A 22,493-nucleotide genomic window follows, 5' to 3' on the forward strand; every position below is an offset into this window, starting at 1 on the left:
ATGCCGCATTCTCAACTTCGCATCGTCATCGTCGGCCATGTCGACCATGGCAAGTCCACGCTGATCGGCCGCCTGCTGAACGACACCGGCAGCCTGCCCGACGGCAAGGTGGAGCAGGTCCGCGAGATGAGCCGCAAGCGCGGCATGCCGTTCGAATGGGCCTTTGTCATGGACGCGCTCCAGGCCGAGCGCGACCAGGGCATCACCATCGACACCACGCAGATCCACTTCAAGACGAAGCAGCGCCCCTACGTCATCATCGACGCGCCGGGCCACACCGAGTTCCTGAAGAACATGGTGACCGGTGCCTCCCAGGCCGACGCCGCCCTGCTGGTGATCGACGCCGACGAAGGCGCGCTGGAACAGTCGCGCCGCCACGCCTTCCTGCTGCACCTGCTGGGCGTGCGTCAGGTCGCGGTCGTCGTCAACAAGATGGACAAGGTCGAGTTCTCCAGCCGCCGCTATGAGGTGGTCGCACAGGAGATCAAGGACTATCTGGCCGAACTGGGCCTCCAGCCCAAGGCAGTGATCCCGGTGTCCGCCCGCAACGGCGACAACATCGTCACGCGCAGCGAGCAGTCGGACTGGTATCTGGGCCCCACGGTGATCGAGCAGCTCGACGCCTTCCGTCCGCAGCAGACCTCGCCCGACCAGCCGCTGCGGTTCCCGCTGCAGGACGTCTACAAGCCGGACGACCGCCGCATCCTGGCCGGCCGCATCGAGAGCGGGCGCCTGCGCGTCGGCGACACCCTGCACTTCTCCCCCACCGGGGCCAGCGCCAAGGTGGTCAGCATCGAGGCGTGGAACCATCCGGAGACCGTTCTGTCGGCCCAGGCCGGGCAGAGCATCGGCATCACGCTGGACAAGCGCATCTTCGCCGAGCGCGGCCACATCGCCCACCATCAGGCCGACGCCCCGACGCTGGCGCACCGGCTGAGCGTGCGGCTGTTCTGGCTGGTGTCGGACCCGCTGGTGGTTGGCAAGACCTACACGCTGAAGATCGCCACCGCCGAGCACCGGGTGACGGTCGAGCAGGTCACGGCGGTCATCAATGTGGAGGATCTGTCGAGCACGCCCGGCAAGGCCGTGCGCCGCAACGAGGTGGCGGAGGTGGTGCTGCGCTCCCGCTCGCCCATCGCGCTCGATCTGGCATCGGACCTGCCGCGCACCGGCCGCGGCGCGCTGATTGACGGCAACGACGTGGTCGGCGGCTGCCTGGTTGTGGAGATCGAGGACGCCGCGGCGGCCAACATCACCGAGGTGTCGCACGCCGTCTCGCTGGAAGAGCGGTCCCAGGCCAACGGCCACCAGGGCGGCATCGTCTGGCTGACCGGTCTGTCGGGCGCCGGCAAGTCGACGCTGGCGATGGCGCTGGAACGCGCGCTGTTCGACCGCGGCTGGCAGACCTTCGTGCTGGACGGCGACAATGTCCGCAATGGGCTGAACGCGGGCTTGGGCTTCTCGTCGGATGACCGGGCGGAGAACATCCGCCGGGTGGCCGAGACGGCGAAGCTGTTCGCCGACGCCGGCATGGTGGTGATCGCCTCGCTGATCTCGCCGCTGAAGTCGGACCGGGCGCGGGCACGGGTGATCGGTGGCGAGCGCTTCCACGAGGTGCATGTCGCCGCCGACCTCGCCACCTGCGAGGAGCGCGACCCGAAGGGCCTGTACAAGAAGGCGCGGGCCGGCGAGATCGCCGAGTTCACCGGCATCACGGCTCCCTACGAGGCGCCGGACCAGCCCGAACTGGTGATCGACACCGACGCGCTGAGCCGCAGCGAGGCGCTGGCGCAGCTGCTCGACTATGTCGACGAGACCTTGGGCAAGAACAGCCTGAAGTCGGAGAAAGAGCTGACCTACGTCATTTGATGGGCGTGATCTGAGGGTCGGCTCTATAGGGTGAGGCTTCGGGCGCGGGGAAAGACCGCGCCCGAAGCTGTTTTCAGGCCGCCTTCCGCTCCTGACGATACATCGCCATGACGATCAGCGCCGCGGTCGCCAGTGCCAGCGGCACGAAGGAGATGCGCAGGACGGTGTCCCAGCCGTAGCTGGTCAGCAGGCTGCCCGAGGCGAAGGAGCCGAAGGCCATGGTGCCGAAGACGAGGAAGTCGTTCACCGACTGGACCCGCGTCTTCTCCTCCGGCCGGTGGCAGTCCAGCACCAGGGCGGACGCGCCGAGGAAGCCGAAGTTCCATCCCACCCCCAGCAGGATCAGGCTGATCCAGAAATGGGCCACGTCCTGCCCCGACAGCCCGACGAACGAGGCGGCGGCGATCAGCGTCAGTCCGACGGCGACCATGCGCGGGGCGCCGAAGCGGGTGATCAGCCGCCCGGTGAAGAAGCTGGGGGCGTACATGGCGATGACGTGCCATTGCAGGCCGAGGTTGGCCGACTCCTGCGGCAGGCCGCACAGCCGCATCGCCAGCGGGGCGGCGGTCATGACGAAGTTCATCAGCAGGTAGGACACCACGCCGCAGATCACCGCGGTGATGAAGCGGGGCTGGCGCAGGATGGCGCCCAGCGGACGGCCGCCGGCGACCTCCGCCGCGGTCGGCTTCGGCAGACGGACGCCCATCAGGACGAGCGCCGACAGCGCGGCGACGGCGGCCTGCGCCACATAGGTCGCGACGAACAGGTGGGGCGGCCACAGGTTCATGGTGTGGGTGACCAGCTGCGGCCCGACCACGCCGGCGACCACGCCCCCCGCCATCACCGCCGACATGGCGCGCGGCCGGCGCTCCACCGAGGTGCAATCGGCGGCGGCGAAGCGGAAGGACAGCACCACGGCGGCATAGGCTCCGCCGGGGATCATCGCCGCGCAGAACAGCCAGAACGACCCGAGCAGGATGGCCAGCGCCGACAGCAGCCCGACCAGCACGCCGCATCCGGTCCCCGCCAGGAAGGCGGCGCGCCGACCGAAGCGGCGGGCGATAACCCCCGCCGGCAGGGTGCAGATCGCCATGCCGACCACGAAGATGGAGATCGGCAGGGTCGCCAGCGCGGGGTTGGGGCCCAGCGTGTTGCCGACGATGGCGCCGGTCGCATAGACGACGATCGCATTGGCCCCGGCGAGCGCCTGCGCGATCACAAGCCGGGCGATGTTGCCAAGCTCATGTGCCTGGGGGACTGCGGAGGCCGTTTCGGTCCGGGTGGTGGCTTCGGCTTGCGACATGGGATCCTTTGGCGATAGGGCGGCGGATGGCGGCGATGGAAGGGTTGATGCAGGAGTAACGACCCGGCAGTATGAGCGGAAATGGTTTCTCCTCATGGATCGATGAATGGGAGTCATGGATGCTTGATCGCCAGATCCTTGCGATCCTGCGCGAGGTGGACCGGTCGGGCAGCGTCACCGCCGCCGCCGGCCGGCTGAACCTGAGCCAGTCTGCGCTGAGCCACACCATCCGCAAGTTCGAAGAACGCCACGGCGTCGAAATCTGGATGAAGAAGGGCCGCAGCCTGCGCTTCACCCAGGCGGGAAACCATCTGCTGGCGCTGGCACAACGGCTGCTGCCGCAGTTCGAGCATGCCGAGCGGGTGCTGGCCGATTTCGCATCGGGCCGGCGCGGCACCCTGCGGGTGGGGATGGAATGCCACCCCTGCGAACGCTGGCTGATGCGGATGACCGGCCTCTATCTGGCGCGCTGGCCCGATGTGGATTTCGACCTGCGCACGGCGTTCCGCTATGACGGAGTCGCGGCGCTGCTGGACAACGAGATCGACCTGCTGATCACCCCCGATCCGGTCGAGCAGCCGGAAATCCTGTTCACGCCGGTCTTCGATTACCAACTCGTGCTGGTCGTGCATGAGGCGCATCCGTTGGCCGTGCGCGGCGCGGTGCAGCCGCAGGACCTGCTGGACGAGGAGCTGATCACCGTGCCGGTCAGCCTGGAGCGGCTGGACATCTACACCCGCTTCCTGGTGCCCGCCCATTGCCGGCCGCGCCGTCACCGGACGGCGGAGACCACCGACCTGATGCTGCAACTGGTCGCCGCCGGGCGCGGCGTGACCGTCCTGCCCGACTGGCTGGTGCGGGAGGACGGCGCCGGCCTACCCGTGCGTGCCCTGCGGCTGGGCGCCGACGGCATCGGCAAGAGCATCCATCTCGGCATCCGTCGCGGCGAGGAGGAGGTGGACTATCTCGCCGGCTTCCTGGCGCTGGCGCGGGAGATGGGGAGGTAGCGGTGCTGCGGAGCCGATCAGGACTCTGTTGCGGCACGCATCCTGTGGCATAAGGGGCCGCCATCACGCCCCCAGCTTTATGCCGTCAAGGACCCCTGTCACCCATGATCCGCTTCGATAACGTCAGCAAGCAGAACGGCCACCGCATCCTGTTCCTGGAGGCCTCCGCGGCGCTCAACCGGGGTGAGAAGATCGGACTGGTCGGTCCGAACGGTGCCGGCAAGACCACCCTGTTCCGCATGATCACCGGCGAGGAACAGCCGGACGGCGGGCAGGTGGCGATCGAGAAGCAGGTCAGCATCGGCTATTTCAACCAGGATGTCGGCGAGATGTCCGGCCGCTCCGCCGTGGCGGAGGTGATGGACGGCGCCGGCCCGGTCAGCGTCGTCGCCGCCGAACTGGCGGAGCTGGAAGCCGCCATGGCCGACCCTGACCGAGCCGACGAGATGGACGCCATCATCGAACGCTACGGCGAGGTCCAGGCCCGTTTCGACGAGTTGGGCGGCTATGAGCTGGAGGGCAAGGCGCGCGAGGTGCTGGCGGGCTTGAGCTTCAGCCAGGAGATGATGGACGGCGATGTCGGCGGGCTGTCGGGCGGCTGGAAGATGCGCGTGGCGCTGGCCCGCATCCTGCTGATGCGCCCCGACGCCATGCTGCTCGATGAGCCGAGCAACCATCTGGATATCGAAAGCCTGATCTGGCTGGAAGGCTTCCTGAAGGGCTATGAGGGCGCCCTGCTGATGACCTCGCACGACCGCGAGTTCATGAACCGCATCGTCACCAAGATCATCGAGATCGACGGCGGAACCCTGACCAGCTATTCCGGAGACTACGGCTTCTATGAGAAGCAGCGGGCGCTGAAGGAGAAGCAGCAGGAGGCGCAGTTCGAGCGCCAGCAGGCGATGCTGGCGAAGGAGCTGAAATTCATCGAGCGCTTCAAGGCCCGCGCCTCGCACGCCTCCCAGGTGCAGAGCCGGGTCAAGAAGCTGGACAAGATCGAACGCTTCGAGCCGCCCAAGCGCCGCCAGGTGGTGACCTTCGACTTCCCGCCGGCCCCGCGCTCCGGCGACGACGTGGCGGTTCTGAAGAACGTCCACAAGGGCTATGGCAGCCGCGCCATCTATGAGGGGCTGGACCTGACCATCCGTCGCAAGGAGCGCTGGTGCGTGATGGGCGTCAACGGCGCCGGCAAATCGACCCTGTTGAAGCTGATTGCCGGCGCGGCCGAACCGGACAGCGGCACCGTCACCGTCGGCGGCAGCGTCAAGATGGGCTATTTCTCGCAGCACGCGATGGAACTGCTGGACGGCGACCAGACCATCTTCGAAGCGCTGGAGGCGCATTTCCCGCAGGCCAGCCAGGGCTCGCTGCGGGCGCTGGCCGGCTGTTTCGGCTTTTCCGGCGACGATGTGGAGAAGAAGTGCCGCGTGCTGTCGGGCGGCGAGAAGGCCCGTCTGGTGATGGCGATCATGCTGTTCAACCCGCCCAACTTCCTGGTGCTGGACGAGCCGACCAACCACCTGGACCTCGACACCAAGCAGATGCTGATCCAGGCGCTGGCGGCCTATGAGGGCACGATGCTGTTCGTGTCGCACGACCGCCATTTCCTGGCGGCATTGTCCAACCGCGTGCTGGAACTGACGCCGGAGGGCATCCACCAGTATGGCGGCGGCTACACTGAATATGTGGAGCGCACCGGGCAGGAGGCGCCGGGGCTGCGCAGCTGACAGGGGGCGGCATCACACCCCATGCCGCACTCCCGCTGTGGGCCGGTCATCGCGCCGGCCCGCCGCTTTTGACCCATTACGAAGCATCGCCCTGCTTCGGGCCGCGCACCCGAAGCGCCATCGCGAGCCCTGCCAGGATAAGAGCAACACCCGTCAGGAACTGGGGTCCAATCTTGTCTCCGAACATGATCGCGGAGGCGGCAATACCGAACACGGGCTGGAGGTACTGCACACTAGCCGCAATGGAGGCGGGCACGTCACGCAGGATACGCAGCCAAAGGAAAAGACCGGCCGCCGTCACAGCGAGGCCAAGGTATGCCGCCGCTCCCAATGCCTGGCCAGTCAGTTCGAAGGACGTGTGATGGGCCTCCCAGCCCGCCCATGGCACCAGCGCCACGAATCCGAAAACCGTGCTCCAAGTCGCCACCACCACGGTGCCATATCTGTTCGTAAGCTCGACGCTCCAAACATAGTAGAAGGCGACCGCCAGCGCCGATATCAGCATCCAGATCGGCCCGAGAGTGGTTGTTCCGGCAACTCCCGCATCGCCTGCGTTTTCCGAAGCCACGACGACGATTCCTGCGAAGGCGGCCACCACGCCGACAATCTGTGAAATCGAGACCGCCTGCTTGAGCCGGATCATCGCAAACAACACGATGAACAGCGGAATGGTCGCAGACAGTATCGTGCCGATAGAGGCCGAAGTTCCGGCCACCCCGAATGTCTGTGCCACCTGCCCCACACCGATGCCAAGCACGCCAAGACTGGCGACAGCTGGGAGAGCCTTCCATGGCAGAGGCTCTTTCCCAATGAGCAGGAGCATCATGAACGGAATCGCGACAGCAAACCGGATCGCCGTCAGGGTCAGGGGCGGCATCGTAATCAGACCCAGCTTCGTCACCGGGATCGACAAACCCCACACCAGGGCAAGGAGCAGCATCGCCCCAAAATTCCCAAGCGAGACTGGACGTGAGACGGCGACCGGCGAAAGAGATGCGGGTTCGTTGGCGATCTGGCTCATGGCGTGTCGCAGTCCGTCGGTATGCTCTTGTTTGGAGCACATCTAAAGTTCTGTCGGCCTTGCAGACAAACCATTTGTCGTCACAGTATGCGTGAGAAGCGCGCACGCATAGGCCCGTCATGACGAATCAACTTCCACCGCTGCAAACGCTGCGTGCCTTCGAGGCGACCGGGCGGAGATTGAGCATGACGCTGGCGGCTGAAGAACTGCATGTTACGCACGGTGCGGTCAGCCGGCAGATCAAGGCGCTGGAGGAGCATCTCGGTGTCCAACTCTTCCGACGGATGACCCGCAGGATTGAATTCAGCGCGGAAGGTGCGGCGTTCTTTGCCGTCGTCACACGCCTTCTGTCGGAACTCTCCCGAGAGACGGAGAGCATCCGTCGCAGAAACGAGACCGCGCGGCTCGTTGTGAGTTCCGGCGTCTCGTTTGCGAGCAAGTGGCTAACCCCGCGTCTGCATCGGTTGATGGACCGTTACCCCACTTATGACGTTCAGCTTGAAGTGACCGATGTCGAGATTGATTTCGCAAAGTCGCAGACCGACGTGGCGATGCGGTATGGGAACGGGCGCTATCCCAATGCGGAGTCGGAGCGGATCATGAACGAGACCGTCAGCCCCGTCTGCTCGCCCGGGTACCGCGAGCGGATGGGCGGTCTTCGAACCGCCAAGGACATCGCGTCAGCTCGCCTCATCCATGAGAACGGGATGAAGGCCGATTGGCATCAATGGTTCGGGATGATGGGGATTCCGACCCCTGCCGCACGGGGCCCAGGCTACAGTCATGGAAGCATGTCGATCGAGGCGGCGATCCGAGGGGAAGGTGTGGCGCTCGGCCGAAGCGTTCTCGTCTCGGAGGACATTGCCGCGGGCCGCCTTGTCGCCCTTTTCCCGGAAGCCCGACTGGATGTCGAGCACGGATACGACCTCGTCTACCCAGTGGGGCAGCGAGACCACCCGAAGGTCTGTGCGGTCAGAGCCTGGATCAAAGACGAAGTGGAGCAGTTCAAAATCGCTGTCGAAGCATGACGCACCGTCGCTCTCTTCCCATCACTCCCAGTGAACGCCCCCTTCAGAACAAGTCATTGGTCGTGAAGAACGCCGGGGCGTAGCATCGCCTCACTTGTCGAAGCGATGGAGGCGGACATGCCCTCTCACACGGAATCCCTTGAACGGCTGGGGCTGCGGTCGCCGGTGATCCAGGCGCCGATGGCCGGGGGTGGCGACACCGCCGCGCTGGTGGCGGCGGTCAACGAGGCCGGCGGGCTGGGCTTCGTCGGCGCCGCCTACCTCACCCCGGCGCAGATCGCCGAGCGGGCGCGTGACATCCGCGGCCGCACCGCCCTGCCCTTCGGCATCAACCTGTTCGCGCCGACGCCCGCGCCCGGACCGGCGCCGATGATGGCCGAGGCGATGACCCGCGTGGCAGCTTTCCATGCCGAGCTTGGGTTGCCGGAGGCAGAGGAACCCGCTTACTCTGGCGATACATTCGACCGGCAGATGGCGGCTGTGCTGGACAGCGGAGCGGCCTTCTACAGCGTCACCTTCGGGCTGCCGCCGGCCAACAGCGTCGCCGCGGCCAAGGCGCGCGGCATCAGGGTGCTGGGCACCGCGACCACGGTGGCGGAGGCGGTGGCGCTGGAGCAGGTTGGTGTCGATGCGGTGATCGCCCAGGGCGGTGAGGCCGGCGGGCATCGCGGCAGCTTCATCGGCGATGCCTGGACGGATCGCGGGGCCAATCTGGTCGGCACGATGGCGCTGGTGCCGCAGGTGGCGGATGCGGTGAGCGTGCCGGTGATCGCGTCGGGCGGCATCATGGACGGGCGCGGCATCGCCGCGGCGCTGGCGTTGGGCGCAACGGCGGTGCAGATGGGCACCGTCTTCCTGCCCACCGAGGAGGCCGGCATTCCGGAGGCGCACAAGGCCGCCATCCTGGCCGCGCGGGAGGACCAGACCCGCATCACCCGCGCCTTCTCCGGCCGGCCGGCGCGCGGCATCGTCAATCGCTTCATGGAGGCGGTGGAGGACCCGGGCGCGCCCGATGCGGTGCTGCCCTTCCCCTTGCAGAACACGCTGACCAGGCCGCTGCGCACCGCCGCCGGCAAGGCCGGCCGGGCGGAGTTCCTGTCGCTGTGGGCCGGCCAGGGGCTGGGGCTGGCGCGGCGGCGCGCGGCGGGGGAGTTGGTGGCGGAGCTGCTGCGCGGGACCGAGGAGGTGCGGCGGAGGCTGGCCGGCTGACCGGCTGTCGGGCGGGGCGGCTGTCGGGCGGGGCCGCTCAGCCCGCCTCGACCGACACGCGGTTGCGGCCGCCGCGCTTGGCGGAATAGAGCGCCTGATCGGCACGGCGGACCAGCGACATGGCCTGTTCGCCGGGGCGGAACTGGGCGACGCCGACCGACAGGGCGACGGTGCCGTAATTGGCGTTGCGCGCCTTGTTCACGATCTGGCGGCCGCCGACGAAGGTCCGCACTTGATCCGCCAGCTTGATGGCGTTTTCCAGGCTGGTGCGCGGCAGGATGATCGCGAATTCCTCGCCGCCATAGCGGGCGGCGGTGTCGCGGCCCTTGATGCATTCGGTCAGCATGCGGGCGACCAGCTTCAGCACATGGTCGCCGACCAGATGGCCGTGGGTGTCGTTGAAGGCCTTGAAATGGTCGATGTCGACCATCAGCAGCGACAGCGGCTGCTCGTCGCGCACGGACGCCTCCATCGCCTCCTGCAGCATCTGGTCGAAGGCCTTGCGGTTGCCGATGCCGGTCAGCCCGTCGGTCAGCGCCTCGCGCCGGGCGCTGTCCAGGTTGACCCGCATCTCCGCCAGTTGCTGGCTCGATTCCTGAAGCTGGGATTGCAGGGCGGCCTGATGGTCGACAATCTCCCTGGTTTCCGCGGCGATGGCGGCGATCATGGCGCGCAGTTCCGGCAGGCTGATCGGCTGGTCCAGCTCCTCCCGGAAACCGGACAGGGCGTTGCCGTAGCGCTCCGTCTCCGACCCGACATTGCCCAGCTGTTCCAGGATGCGGCCCAGCGCGAAACGCGCCTTGTCGGAGGTCTCGCGAATCGCCTGCGCTTCCGCATCCGTGGTGAAGAAGCGCTTGTACAGCTCGTCGCACAGGGTCTGCGAAACGGCCAGCCCGTCCCGCCGCGCCAGATCGATGGCGCGGGTCAGATCGGGGTTGTTCCCGCTGAAATAGACGTACCAGAGCGTGAAATTCTCCGGGATGGGCGCCAGCCCGTCGGACAGCATCCGCTCCATGGCCTTTGCGGCGAGGCCGCTGGAACGCTCGAAATCCTCCGCGGTTGCCACGACTGCCGTCCGTTCAAAAATCATTCGGTTTCGAACGGTACGCGGCGCAAGCCCTTACGGCAAGAAGGTTCTTGGAAGCGCGACGAGATGCTGCAAACGGTTTGGTTGCGTCTCATCCGATTAGTTGCACTGACCGACCGAGCTTTCCGCGCAGATGTGGGTGCCGTCGGTCCAGCGGGCGCCCGACAGGTCGGCATGGCGCAGGTCGGTGCCGGACAATCTGGCACCGGTCAGATCGGCCCGCGCCAGCGATGCGCCCACCATCTTGGCGTTGCGCAGGTCGGCCTCGCGGAAGCTGGCGCCGGTCAGGTCGGCGCGGGTGAAGTCCGCCTCGATCAGCCGCGCCTTGTCGAACACCGCGCCGGGGGCGGTGGCGCTGATGAACTTGGCGCGATAGCCGTCGGCATCGGTCAGCTTCGCCTCCCCCAATGTGGCGCGCTGAAAGGTCGCATCGCGCAGCATGGCGCCGCTGAGGTCGACACCGGTCAGCGTCTGCCCCTCCAGCGAGCAGCGGCGCCAATTGACCTTGGGCTGCGCCGCCTCCGTGCAATCGGCCAGCGCCGGCACGGCGGAAAGCACGGCCAGGACGGCGGCTGCGGCGAAGAGGATGCCGGAACGGATAGGCGAGCGGATCGGCTGGACGGATGCGGTCTTCATTCTTCGATAGATGGGGGCAGCAACCGTCAACTCAACCACCCGGACGCTACCGGCCGGCCGAAGACCCATCCAGCCGGGCCACCGCCCGTCCGGCCTGCAGCGGCCGGGGGTGGGCGGCGTGGGCCGTCGCCTGTTCGGTCAGTGCCGCAGCGACGGCCGGCGGGAACGGGCTGGTCTTGCGGGTGCCGAGGTCGACATGCAGCAGCATGAACTCCGCCGTCGCCGCCAGCCAGCCTTCCTCCGCATGCCGCATCTCGTGGAACAGGTGCAGGCGCTTGGCATCGGCGCCGAGCAGGAGCGACTCGAAGCGCAGCGGCGTTCCCTCCGTCACCTCACGGGCGTAGGTCAGGTGGGCATCGACGACGAAGACCGACCGGTTCTCCGCCGCCACATAGGCCTTGCCGATCCCGAACCGGTCGAGCACGGCGTCCGTCGCATGGTCGAAGGCCAGCAGGTAATAGGCGACGTTCATGTGCCCGTTGTAGTCGATCCACTCCGGGCGGACGGTTTCGCGGTGCGGGGTCAGGGGGGTGGTGGGGGTCATGGAGGAGATCCAGTGGCGGCTGTGACGAGGGATTGGGAACGGACAGAGATGTCAGGTTGGTGCACAGGCAGACACAGGCCGTTTCCAGTCATGCGTCCGGTCCGACCCTAGACCCCATAGACCCGTACTCCTTCATGCTTGGCCTTGTAGCTCAACGTGCCGACGACATCCTTGGACGCCTCGTAGTTGGTGCGTGTGCAGGGAATGATGTCGGCCGGAATGCCAGTGCCGATCTTCGACGCATAGGCGTAGTGAATCGACCGCCGTTCCTTCGGCGCGTCATCCGGGACGATCACCAGCAGATCGTAATCGCTGTCCTCGTCGAAGTCGCCGCGCGCCCGGCTGCCGAACAGATAGACGGCTTCCGGTTCCAGGGCCGGCACGATCCGGTCCAGCAGGATTTGCAGCTTTTCGTCGTTCCGTACGTCGACCACGGCCATGGAAATCCTCCGCCGCCCATCCTAACACGGAACGGGCGGCGGAGGATCAACGTCAAACCGAAGGCATCAGACCGAGAAGTACTTGGCCCGCGGGTGGTGCAGGACGATGGCCGAGGTGCTCTGCTCCGGATGGAGTTGGTCTTCGTCCGACATCTCGATGCCGATGCGGCCGGCATCCAGCAGCTTCAGAAGCTGCTCCTGGTCTTTCAGGTTCGGGCAGGCCGGGTAGCCGAAGCTGTAGCGGCTGCCGCGGTAGGACTGCTGCAGCAGCTTCTCCTTGTCGCGGCTGTCTTCGGCGCCGAAGCCCAGCTCCGCACGGATGCGGGCGTGGACATACTCCGCCATCGCCTCGGTCATCTCCACCGACAGGCCGTGCAGGTAGAGATAATCCTGATAGCGGTTCTCGGCGAACCACTCGCGCGCCACCTCGGCGCAATGCTGGCCCATGGTGACGACCTGCAGGCCGAGCACGTCACGCTCCGGATCGGTCACGTCGCGCAGGAAATCGGCGATGCACTCGCCGTCCTCCTTGGCCTGACGGGGCAAGGTGAAGCGCGCGGCCTCGGTCGTGCCGTCCTCCTCGAACAGGATGACGTCGTTGCCGTCGGCCGCCGCCTTCCAATAGCCGTAGACCGCGGTCGGGCGCAGGATTTCCTCCTTCGCCGCGATCTGGAGGATGCGGTCGAGCACCGGCCGCAGCTCCTTCTTCGACCACTCCTTGAACTCCTCGAAGGACTTGCCGTCCTTCCGGTAGCCCCATTGCAGCTGATAGAGCATGCGCTCGTTCAGGTAGGTGACCAGAGTCTTCAGCGGCACATGGTCGATCAGCTTCGGCCCCCAGAAGGGCGGGGTCGGCACCGGCACGCCCTCGGCCAGCCGGTGGCGGCGGGCGCGGACGGCGTCCTTGTCGACCGGGCCGGTGGCGGCGCTGGTCGCCTGCCCCAGCACGCGGCGGCGGTTGGTCGCCTTGCCGGCGCGCTTGGCCTGCTGGATGGCGAGCTGCTGGTCGAAGCTGCCCTCCACCACCTTGTCCATCAGGGTCAGCCCGTCGAAGGCGTCGCCGGCGTAAGCCACGCGGCCGGAGCCGTAGGACGCCACGCAGTCGCCCTCGACATAGGCGCGGGTCAGCGCGGCGCCACCGAGCAGGACCGGCACGTCCAGACCCTCGCGCGTCATCTCCTCCAGGTTCTCGCGCATCACCACCGTGGACTTCACCAGCAGGCCGGACATGCCGATGGCGGTCGCCTTGTGCTCCTTGGCGGCCTGGATGATGGCGGTGACCGGCTGCTTGATGCCGAGGTTGATGACCTTGTAGCCGTTGTTGGTCAGGATGATGTCGACGAGGTTCTTGCCGATGTCGTGGACGTCGCCCTTCACGGTGGCGAGAACCAGCGTGCCCTTCTGCTGGCCCTCCACCTTCTCCATGTGGGGCTCCAGCCACGCGACGGCGGCCTTCATCGTCTCCGCCGACTGGAGAACGAAAGGAAGCTGCATCTTGCCGGCGCCGAACAGTTCGCCGACCACCTTCATGCCGTCGAGCAGGTAGGTGTTGATGATCTCCAGCGGCGGGTGGGTCTTCATCGCCTCGGCGAGGTCATCCTCCAGCCCGGTGCGGTCGCCGTCGACGATGCGCTCCTTCAGCCGTTCCTCGACGGTCTCGGCGCGGGCCTTCTTCTTGGCGTCGGCAGCCTTACGGCCCTCGAACAGGGCGATGAAGGCGTGCAGCGGGTCGTAACCCTCGGCACGGCGGTCGAAAATCAGGTCCTCGGCAGTCTTGACCTCGTTCTCCGGGATCTGGTGCAGCGGCAGGATCTTGGAGACATGGACGATGGCGCCCGTCATCCCCTTCTTGACCGCATGGTCGAGGAAGACCGAGTTCAGCACATGGCGCGCCGCGGCGTTCAGGCCAAAGGAGACGTTCGACAGGCCCAGGATGATCTGGCAGCCGGGCATCTCGCGGGCGATCGCCTCGATGCCCTCCAGCGTCCAGATGGCGAGCTTGCGGTCGTCCTCGTTGCCGGTGGCGATGGTGAAGGTCAGCGGGTCGAACAGCAGGTCGGACGGGGCGAGGCCGTACTCGTTCACCGCCAGATCATAGAGCCGCTTGGCGATGGCGAGCTTGCGGTCGGGCGTCTTCGCCATGCCCTCTTCGTCGATGGTCAGCGCGATGACGGCAGCGCCGAACTTCTTGGCCAGCGCCAGACGCTTGCGCGCCGGTTCCTCACCGTCCTCGAAGTTGATCGAGTTCAGGATCGCCTTGCCGCCATACAGCGCCAGCGCCTGCTCCAGCACGCCGTATTCGGTGGAATCGACCACCAGCGGCGCCGTGACGGAGCCGACGAAGCGCGACATCACCGCGTTCATCTCCGCCACCTCGTCGCGACCGACGAAGGCGGTGCAGACGTCCAGCGCGTGGCTGCCTTCCTTCACCTGCTCGCGCGCCATCTCGACGCAGCCATCCCAGTCGTTCTTCTCCTGCAGCTCGCGCCACTTCTTGGACCCGTTGGCATTGCAGCGTTCGCCGATGGCGAAGAAGGCATTCTCCTGGCGCAGCGTGACCTGGGAGTAGAGCGAGGCCACCGCCGGCACCCAATGGACAGTGCGGCCCTTCGGGACCGGGCGGTGCGAGCCGGCCGGGGCCAACTTGCGCAGCATCTGGTTCGCCGCCGCAATGTGCGGAACGTTGGTGCCGCAGCAGCCGCCGACGAGGTTGACCCCGTCCTCCGACACGAAGCGCTCCAGCCAGTGGGCGAAGTCGTCGGCGCGGAGCGGATAGTGGGTCTTGCCGTCCACCAGTTCGGGCAGGCCGGCATTCGGCTGGACCGAGATCAGGCCCGGCCAGTTCTGCGACAGCCAGCGCACATGCTCGCTCATCTCCAGCGGGCCGGTGGCGCAGTTCAGGCCCATCAGCGGCACGTCCAGCGCCTGGATGACGGTGGCGGCGGCAGCGATGTCGGTGCCGACCAGCAGCGTGCCGGTGGTCTCAACCGTCACCTGGACGAAGACGGGGGTGTCGGACTTGGCCTCCAGCCGGGCGCGCTTGATGCCGTTGACGGCGGCCTTGATCTGCAGGGGATCCTGGCAGGTCTCCACCAGAATGGCGTCTGCCCCGCCGGCGATCAGGCCGGCGGCCTGGACATAGAAGCTGTCCTCCGCCGGCTGATAGGCGATGTGGCCCAGGCTGGGCAGCTTGGTGCCCGGTCCGATCGAGCCGATGACGAAGCGCGGCTGGCCATCCTTGAAGCTTTCCGCCGCCTCGCGCGCCAGTTCGACGGCGCGTTGGTTGATCTCGAAAGCCTTTTCGGAGATGCCGAACTCACCCAGCGTCACCGGCGAGGCGCCGAAGGTGTCGGTCTCCACCATGTCGGCGCCGGCTTCGAAATAGCCGCGATGGATGTCGCGGACGATGTCCGGGCGCGACAGGGGCAGGATGTCGGTGCAGTTCTCGTGCCCCCAGTAATCCTTCTCGACGTCGAGGTCGAGCGCCTGGATGCGGCTGCCGAACCCGCCGTCACAAAGCAGAACGCGGTCACGCAGGGTGTCGAGGATGTGGGCCATGGGAATGCGTCTTGTCCGTTATTTGGCGGGTTCAGAGCAGAAGCGGTGTGTCAGGCGAGGCCGTGGCGGTTGGTGGGCCACCAGCCGGTGTCGAGAAGCTGTTCCAGTGAATAGGGGCAGTCGGCAGGCATCAGATCAACAGGCAGCCTGTCCTGCTCCAGCCCTTCCGCCGCATAGTCGCGGCCACGCCTGTATGCCTTGGTGAGGTCGATCTTGCCGCGCAGGCTGGGGCTGTCCTCCAGGCCGTCGATTGCCTGGTCGCGCTGCTCGCGAACGGTACGGCGCCAGTTGCCGCGCGGGTCGGCTGCGGGCGAGTGTTCCAGTTTCAGCAGATGTTCGATCACACGGACCAGCGCGCTTTCGACCGCGCGCAATTCCGATCGGCCCATGCTCTCGATCTCCTCCGCGACATTCTCCCAATCGATGGGCGTGTTGATGCGCTCCCGCGAGGCTTCACGGAGCAGGCGGGCCTGTTCCTCGGTCCAAGCGAGGTAATCGGTGTCGTATCCGATCCGGCTGTCCATGGCATCGCCCTCCCACGCCCCGTTCAGCTGCCCAGTTCCGCCGCCCCAGCATAGCACAGGGCGGCGTCCGGCGCCCTACCCCGCCACCGCCGCGGCAGGCGCGGCCTTCGCCTTCACGCCCAGCATGCGGCAGATGGCGATGGTCAGGTCGGAGCGGTTCAGCGTGTAGAAATGGAAGTCGTTCACACCCTGGGCCTGCAACGCCTGACACTGCTCGGCGGCCACGGTCGCGGCGACGAGCTGGCGGGTCTCCGGGTCGTCGTCCAGGCCCTCGAAGGTCTCGGCCAGCTTCTTCGGCATCGACGCGCCGCACTTGCCGGCGAACTCCACCGCGCGGGCGAAGTTGGTGATCGGCAGGATGCCGGGGACGATCGGCACATGGATGCCGGCCGCGGCGCAGCGGTCGAGGAAGCGGAAATAAGCGTCGTTGTCGAAGAAGAACTGGGTGATGGCGCGGGTGGCGCCGGCATCGACCTTGCGCTTCAGGTTGTCGAGGTCGAACTGGGCGCTCGGCGCCTCCGGATGGGATTCCGGATAGGCGGCGACCGAGATCTCGAAATCGGCGATGCGCTTCATCCCGGCGACCAGATCGGCGGCATAGGCGTAGCCGCCGGGGAACGGCTCGTAACGGCCGCCGACACCGCCGGCGGTCTCCGGCGGATCGCCGCGCAGAGCCACCAGATGGCGGATGCCGGCGTCCCAATAGGTGCGGGCGATGGCGTCGATCTCGTCACGGGTGGCGCCGACGCAGGTGAAGTGCGCAGCGGCCGGGATGCCGGTCTCCGCCTGGATGCGGCAGACGGTGGCATGGGTGCGTTCGCGGGTCGAGCCGCCGGCGCCGTAGGTCACCGACACGAAGCTGGGCGACAGCGGGGCCAGCCGCCGGATCGACTGCCACAGGCTCTGCTCCATCTTCTCCGACTTGGGCGGGAAGAACTCGAAGCTGATGGACGGCAGCGCAGAGGTGGGCGCGGTCATGACGGAACTCCGCTGAGCGAGTGGGCTGGCTTTTGGACTTGCGGGGAAGGAATTTGCGCGCCGGCCGCAAGACGGGTGGCCGGCCAGATGGAAACTGTGAGCGGATCGCCCGGCAGATGCACCACCGGGCCGCAATCGAGGCCCGACTGCCGGCACCAGCCGGCGACCTCGGCGTCAGAGAAGCCCAGGCGGCGGTGCGCATGCTCCTCGCGCAGGGCTTCCAGATGATGGGGGGCGAAATCGACGACCAGCAGCAGGCCGCCGGGGCGCAGGACCCGCGCCGCCTCGGCCAGGACGCCGGCCGGCGATTCGGTGTAATGCAGCACCTGATGGATCACCGCAGCGTCGAAGGAGCCGGACGGAAACGGCAGCTGGTACATGTCGGCCTGCCGGACATGGCAGTGGCGCAGCCCCGCCTCCTCCAGCCGGTTGCGGGCGACGGCCAGCATCTCGCGCGACTGGTCTACCCCGATCGCGCGATGGACGCGCCCGGCCAGCACCTCCAGCATTCTTCCGGTGCCGGTGCCGATATCCAGCAGTTCCTCCACCCCTTCTTCCGGGAACAGGCGCAGCAGGGCGGCCTCGACCTCGCCTTCCGCAACGTGAAGGGAGCGGATTTCGTGCCAGCGCGCGGCATTCTCACGGAAATAGGCGGCGGCGGTCTCCGACCGGGCGCGCTTGATGGCGTCCAGCCGCTCCAGATCCAGGATCAGGGTGGGGTCGTCCGCGGGGATGGCGGCGACCAGCACCCGCGCCAGCTCGGCCGACTGCCCCTTCTCGGCGAGGCGGTAGAAGGCGAAGGTGCCCTCGCGGAAGCGGTCGAGCAGGCCGGCGTCGCACAGAAGCTTCAGATGACGGGAGACGCGCGGCTGGCTCTGGCCCAGGATCTGGGTCAGCTCCGTCACCGTCAGTTCGCCATGCGCGCAGAGCGCGAGCAGCCTGAGCCGGGTCGTTTCGGCCGCCGCCTTCAGCGTCGCAAGCAGATCGTCCATCGCCTCACGTCCGATTCGGGCCAGGGGGAGGGCCAGAGAGGGTGGTGGCCGGCCGGTGCACCATGCACCGCCGCTCCGGATACAGATATAAAGATATCTTTATGCGTCGTAAACCGCTTTTCGCGAATGGCAGCGGCAATGGCGGCGAAACGGCCTCGCCCGGCCGCTTTCACTGTGCAGTTCCGCGGTCGGAGCCGACCCCACGCAAGCTTTCCCGGGGTTCTGCGGCAAGGCCGCCACAATCGTTGCGCCGTTCCGGAGGGCAGGCCCGCGCATGCTGGTCAAAAGGCCAAGCCTGTGTTAGGTCAGGAAACGGTGGAAATTCTGCGATATCTCGCCCAATCTTCCCCCCGACCGCGTAGCCACCTTGCCAAGGTTGAGGACTTCGGGCATCGGAGTCTTCGGTTGTGGACAGGACATGCGACGCCCCGCACCTGAGTCGAGCCCACAGATAAAGAGCCGTCGCACATGAAGCTGGCCAGCCTTTCCCGCTCCCTCCTCCGTTCGGCTACCGTCCTGGCCTTCGCCCTGACGGCCACCGCCTGCGCGACCAATCCGGGCGACTCGGGTGCTTCGGATGCGGCCTACCGGGTCAGCGATCCGCTGGAAATCCCCAACCGCTTCGTCTTCGCCGCCAACGAGGCGGCCGACGTCCTGGTGATCCGCCCGGCGGCCGAGGTCTATGTGGGCGTCGTGCCCGATCCGGTGCGCGAGGCGGTCCACAACTTCATCGACAACCTGATGGCGCCGCTCTACATCGCCAACAACCTGCTGCAGGGCAACGTCGAAGGGGCGACGAACGCCACCGGCCGCTTCATGACCAACACCATCCTGGGCGTGGGCGGTCTCGCCGACGTCGCCAGCGAGGCGGGCATCCCGCACGCGCCGGAGGATTTCGGTCAGACCCTGGCGGTTTGGGGCGTCGGCGACGGCCCGTATCTGGTCCTGCCGCTGCTCGGACCGTCGAACCTGCGCGACACCGCCGGCTATGCCGTCGACACCGTCGGCGACCCGATCCGCATCTGGGCCTACGGCACCGACCACAAGGGCATCTATATGACCCGCGGTATCGTCAGCGCCGTCGACCGCCGGTCGGAGGTGCTGAAGGAGGTCGACGACCTGCGCCGCAACTCGCTGGACTTCTACGCCACCGTGCGCAGCCTGTACCAGCAGCAGCGCCGCGCGGCGATCAACAACAACAAGGCGGGTACGACGCCGGAATTCCCGGATTTCACCACGCCGCCGAAGCCCTGACCACCTCATCGATGCCATGGCCCGCGCCGGGGGCCGCGCCGGGATTGCCGCACCCTGCCCATCGGGATGGGAGCGGCGATCCGGCGGCGGTCGATCCGGCGGGCGTGGGCCGCGACCCGGCCGGGACCGCCCCAAAAGCGTTCAGATGCCGCCCAAAGGCCAGATGACCGTTGACAAAGTCGCCGCAACAGCCACCTTTCGCCCCATCATGCTGACACGCCGCCAGTTTGTCGCGTCCGCTGCCCTGCTCGCGGTGAGCGGTTGGGCCGGGCACTCTCTCATCTCTCCCGCCGCAGCGCAGAGCGCGGACCAGGGGGCAGCCTCGTTCATCCAGAAACTGGGGAACGACGCCATCGCAACCTTCTCGGACAAGAGCCTGTCGCGCGATCAGGCGATCCAGCGCTTCCGCAAGCTGCTGTACGCCGGTTTCGACGTGCCGTACATCGGGCGCTGGGTGCTGGGCCGCTACTGGAACAGCGCCAACGAGGCGCAACGGACCGAGTACCAGAAGCTGTTCGAACAGCTGATCGTCAACACCTATGCCGAGCGTTTCGTCGAATATTCGGGCGAGACCTTCAAGATCGCCGGCGTAACCCCGGCCGGTGAATCGGACAGCATGGTGACGACGCAGATCGTCCGTCCCAACGGCCCGCCGGTGAATGTCAGCTGGCGTGTCCGCAAGGTCGGCGCCGATTACAAGATCATCGACGTGGTGGTGGAGAATGTCAGCATGGGCGTGACCCAGCGGCAGGAATTCGCCTCCGTCATCGAACAGAATGGCGGTCGCGTCGACGGCCTGATCCAGGCGTTGCGCCAGAAGGTCGGCCGCACCGGCTGACAGCCGGGCGGCCAGGCAGACAACAATCCGCAAAAGGCCGCTTCCCCGACGGGAGGCGGCCTTTTTCTTGTTCGGCTTGCCGGTGCTGCCATTGGCCGGCCGTTCAGAATCCGTGACGCGCCTGCCCGAACGGGCTATCGTTGCCCCGACGCTGCTGTCTTTCGTCATACGGTGGATCCGGGAACCCGACGCCATGGCCGAACGCGATCCGAAAGAGATCGACGAACTCCGGACGATCATCCAGGCGCATCAGGCGTGGCTGAAGCGGCCATCCAGCGGCCGGCGCGCCGACCTCAGCTTCCGCGACCTGTCGCGGCTGAACCTGGAGCGGGTGTCGCTGGCCGGCGCCAAGCTGGCCGGGGCCAATCTCAGCAACACCCGCATGGTGAAGGCAGACCTGTCGCAGGCCGATCTGTTCGGCGCCGACATGGAGGCGGTCAACCTGACCGGCGCCATCCTGACCGGCGCCGACCTGCGCGGCGCCAACCTGCACCGTGCGCTGCTGACCGACGCCAACCTGCGCGGCGCCGATTTCCGCGCCGGCGAACTGGTGGACAGCGGTGGAACGGACGGCAGCCCAACGGCCCGCGGCACCGGCACCACCCGGCTGACCGAAGCGAAGATGGAGCGGTCGATCCTGGCCGGCGCCAACTTCTCCGGCTGCGACCTGACCGGCGCCGACCTGAACGATGCCGACCTGACCGGGGCGGAGCTGACCTCGGCCGTGCTGATGGGCACCGATTTCTGCGGCGCCAACCTGGACGGGGCCGTGTTCGGCAACACGGTGATGGACCACGCCACCCTGACCCGCACCTTCATCCCCTTCGCCCTGCCCCCCGACGCCATCGTCCAGCCCAGCTACACCGCGATGCCGGTCTCCGAGTTCCTGGATCTGGTGGAGCGGCACGAGCGCTGGGTCGACAGCGGCGGTGCGGAGGGGGCGCGGCTCGACCTCGACCTCGTGTCGGTGGCCGGGGCGGACCTGCATGGGCGGACGCTGGCGGCGGCCCGGCTGCGCCGCTGCCGCCTGCCCGGCGCCCGCCTGACCAAGGCCAGCCTGGAAATGGCGGAGCTGTCCTATATCGATCTGGACGAGGCCGACCTGCGCGACGCCGTGCTGCGCGGTGCCACCCTGCGCCGCGCCTATCTGGCGCATACGCTGATGAATGGTGTGGACGCCCGACCGGTGCCGCTGGCCGGCGGCCGCGACTGGCCGGCCAATTTCGAGGGCGCCGATTTCTCGGACTCCGACCTGCGCGACTCCACCATGGGGCCGGCGGTGGTGCGCGGCGCCGTGTTCAAGAACGCGCTGACCGACCGGTCCGGCATCGACATGCCGGGCGCGTCCAGCCCCTTCCCCCCTCCTCCACCGGAAGAGCGGCGGCGGCAGAAGCGCTTCGTCCGGCCCGGCATGGTCGTCCACACCGACCATGGCAGCTTCCCGGCCCGCAACTGGTCGGTGGGCGGGCTGTGCCTGCTGGCGGTCAACCAGCCCTACCAGCGCGGCCAGACCTTCCAGGCCCGCGTCGTCCTGGCCGACCGGCAGGAGGTGGCCGCCGTCGCCAACCTTGTCGTCCTGCATCGCGACGAGGAGCGCGGCCAGCTGTCCGTCCGCTTCCACCAGTATGGCGACGACCTGAAGGCGCTGCTGAAGACCGCCTTCCTGGAGCACCAGAAGATGGCGGGCTGAGGCCGGCAGTCATTCCGCCTTCCGCCGAACCGTTCGAAAACACAGGATCGTTGATTCTCCGAAACGAACAGGGGGAACGATCCAAAGGACCTCCTGTTTGAAGGGAGCACGCCGGATGGGGGCAAGAGCCCGCCGGTCGACACCCGAAGGAGGCTCCCATGGCAGACGAACAGAAGCCCAGGAAAGTTGGTGTGTATGACGGCTCCGACGGCGGGGCCGGCAGTTCGGGTATGAACTGGATGTGGATCATCATCGGCCTGATCGTGGTCGCGATCGTCCTCTATCTCCTGTTCCGCTGACCCGGCAGCACCCGCCGCCATGACGGCCGACAACGGACCGCCCCTCGCCCGGAGCGCCGACAAAGGCGATGGCGAAGGCGATGCGGTCATTCCCCTGCACGACGAGTCGGTGACCGTCGGCAAGCAGCGGGTGGAACGAAGCCGCGTCCGCGTCACCACGCGCGTTTCCGAACGCGAAGAGATGGTCCGCGAAGCGCTGGAGCATGAAGAGGCCACGGTCACCCGCGTGCCCATCGATCGCGAGATCGACGCCCATCCCGGCATCCGCCAGGAAGGCGACGTGACGGTGATCCCGCTGGTCGAGGAAGTGCTGGTGGTGGAACGCCGCCTGATCCTCCGCGAAGAACTGCACATCCGCAAATCCCGGCGCACCGTCGAAGTCGAGCAGCCCGTCACCCTGCGTTCCGAAGAGGCGGTGGTGGAGCGGGTCACAGCCCCGACCGCACCCGTCCGGTCCCCCAATCAGAACATGTCTGAGGAGTAAAGCCG

Annotated in this window: 20 protein-coding genes; 10 read left to right on the plus strand and 10 right to left on the minus strand. The window is 67.2% G+C overall.

The genetic code is table 11. From position 1 onward, the window contains the following. Entirely contained in the window at positions 1–1,869 is a 1,869-nt protein-coding gene (cysC, locus tag TSO5_RS20325; RefSeq protein ID WP_109153260.1) for an adenylyl-sulfate kinase, read from the plus strand. Between the two features lie 73 nt (positions 1,870–1,942). Here the strand turns inward: cysC and TSO5_RS20330 are convergent, their stop codons facing one another. Continuing rightward, positions 1,943–3,172, minus strand: a complete 1,230-nt coding sequence (locus TSO5_RS20330; RefSeq protein WP_109153261.1) for an MFS transporter — start codon at positions 3,170–3,172, stop codon at positions 1,943–1,945. A 119-nt stretch (positions 3,173–3,291) separates the two neighbouring features. Between TSO5_RS20330 and TSO5_RS20335 the strand changes: the two genes are divergently transcribed. Both TSO5_RS20335 and TSO5_RS20340 read left to right on the plus strand, forming a co-directional pair. After that, positions 3,292–4,179 carry a LysR family transcriptional regulator gene (locus tag TSO5_RS20335; RefSeq protein ID WP_109153262.1) on the plus strand — a complete coding sequence of 296 codons (888 nt, stop codon included), beginning with the start codon at positions 3,292–3,294 and terminating at the stop codon, positions 4,177–4,179. A gap of 104 nt (positions 4,180–4,283) precedes the next feature. Further along, a complete protein-coding gene (locus tag TSO5_RS20340; RefSeq protein ID WP_109153263.1) occupies positions 4,284–5,906 on the plus strand; it encodes an ABC-F family ATP-binding cassette domain-containing protein in 1,623 nt (540 codons plus the stop codon). A gap of 76 nt (positions 5,907–5,982) precedes the next feature. Here TSO5_RS20340 and TSO5_RS20345 read toward each other — a convergent pair whose 3' ends face one another. Next, positions 5,983–6,927: a DMT family transporter gene (locus tag TSO5_RS20345; protein ID WP_199230956.1), complete on the minus strand. Its 945-nt coding sequence runs from the start codon at positions 6,925–6,927 to the stop codon at positions 5,983–5,985. Between the two features lie 119 nt (positions 6,928–7,046). On the opposite strand from TSO5_RS20345, the gene gcvA reads away from it, so the two are divergent. Then, entirely contained in the window at positions 7,047–7,955 is a 909-nt protein-coding gene (gene gcvA / locus TSO5_RS20350; RefSeq protein ID WP_109153265.1) for a transcriptional regulator GcvA, read from the plus strand. Between the two features lie 117 nt (positions 7,956–8,072). Then, entirely contained in the window at positions 8,073–9,164 is a 1,092-nt protein-coding gene (locus TSO5_RS20355; RefSeq protein WP_109153300.1) for a nitronate monooxygenase, read from the plus strand. Positions 9,165–9,201: 37 nt separating this feature from the next. Here the strand turns inward: TSO5_RS20355 and TSO5_RS20360 are convergent, their stop codons facing one another. The 8 genes from TSO5_RS20360 to TSO5_RS20395 form a co-directional block, all read right to left on the minus strand. After that, a complete protein-coding gene (locus TSO5_RS20360; RefSeq protein WP_109153301.1) occupies positions 9,202–10,230 on the minus strand; it encodes a GGDEF domain-containing protein in 1,029 nt (342 codons plus the stop codon). Positions 10,231–10,350: 120 nt separating this feature from the next. After that, positions 10,351–10,887, minus strand: a complete 537-nt coding sequence (locus TSO5_RS20365; protein WP_109153266.1) for a pentapeptide repeat-containing protein — start codon at positions 10,885–10,887, stop codon at positions 10,351–10,353. A gap of 46 nt (positions 10,888–10,933) precedes the next feature. Next, positions 10,934–11,431, minus strand: a complete 498-nt coding sequence (locus TSO5_RS20370; RefSeq protein WP_109153267.1) for a thioesterase family protein — start codon at positions 11,429–11,431, stop codon at positions 10,934–10,936. A gap of 107 nt (positions 11,432–11,538) precedes the next feature. After that, positions 11,539–11,871, minus strand: a complete 333-nt coding sequence (locus TSO5_RS20375) for a nucleotidyltransferase domain-containing protein (RefSeq protein ID WP_109153268.1) — start codon at positions 11,869–11,871, stop codon at positions 11,539–11,541. A gap of 66 nt (positions 11,872–11,937) precedes the next feature. After that, positions 11,938–15,429: a methionine synthase gene (gene metH / locus TSO5_RS20380; protein WP_109153269.1), complete on the minus strand. Its 3,492-nt coding sequence runs from the start codon at positions 15,427–15,429 to the stop codon at positions 11,938–11,940. Positions 15,430–15,479: 50 nt separating this feature from the next. Then, positions 15,480–15,953 (minus strand): DUF29 domain-containing protein, encoded by a 474-nt coding sequence (locus TSO5_RS20385; RefSeq protein WP_109153270.1) that lies wholly within the window; start codon positions 15,951–15,953, stop codon positions 15,480–15,482. A gap of 75 nt (positions 15,954–16,028) precedes the next feature. Further along, positions 16,029–16,931, minus strand: coding sequence for a methylenetetrahydrofolate reductase [NAD(P)H] (metF, locus tag TSO5_RS20390; protein WP_109153271.1), 903 nt, complete (start codon positions 16,929–16,931; stop codon positions 16,029–16,031). After that, positions 16,928–17,923: a metalloregulator ArsR/SmtB family transcription factor gene (locus TSO5_RS20395; RefSeq protein WP_109153272.1), complete on the minus strand. Its 996-nt coding sequence runs from the start codon at positions 17,921–17,923 to the stop codon at positions 16,928–16,930. Before TSO5_RS20395 ends, metF begins: the two co-directional genes overlap by 4 nt. Before the next feature lie 468 nt (positions 17,924–18,391). On the opposite strand from TSO5_RS20395, the gene TSO5_RS20400 reads away from it, so the two are divergent. From TSO5_RS20400 to TSO5_RS20415, 5 genes are all read left to right on the plus strand, one after another. Beyond that, on the plus strand, positions 18,392–19,177 hold the full coding sequence (locus TSO5_RS20400) for a VacJ family lipoprotein (RefSeq protein WP_109153273.1): 786 nt from the start codon (positions 18,392–18,394) through the stop codon (positions 19,175–19,177). Positions 19,178–19,340: 163 nt separating this feature from the next. Then, entirely contained in the window at positions 19,341–20,015 is a 675-nt protein-coding gene (locus TSO5_RS20405) for an ABC transporter substrate-binding protein (RefSeq protein WP_247870846.1), read from the plus strand. 193 nt (positions 20,016–20,208) lie between these two features. Then, entirely contained in the window at positions 20,209–21,705 is a 1,497-nt protein-coding gene (locus tag TSO5_RS20410) for a pentapeptide repeat-containing protein (RefSeq protein ID WP_109153303.1), read from the plus strand. Between the two features lie 158 nt (positions 21,706–21,863). Beyond that, positions 21,864–22,004 carry a hypothetical protein gene (locus TSO5_RS32770; RefSeq protein WP_158282065.1) on the plus strand — a complete coding sequence of 47 codons (141 nt, stop codon included), beginning with the start codon at positions 21,864–21,866 and terminating at the stop codon, positions 22,002–22,004. 19 nt (positions 22,005–22,023) lie between these two features. Continuing rightward, complete coding sequence (locus tag TSO5_RS20415; RefSeq protein ID WP_109153274.1) at positions 22,024–22,488, plus strand: YsnF/AvaK domain-containing protein; 465 nt, start codon at positions 22,024–22,026, stop codon at positions 22,486–22,488. Positions 22,489–22,493: the final 5 nt, after the last annotated feature.

Origin of the sequence: Azospirillum sp. TSO5, assembly GCF_003116065.1 — a bacterium.
Taxonomy (GTDB): Bacteria; Pseudomonadota; Alphaproteobacteria; order Azospirillales; family Azospirillaceae; genus Azospirillum.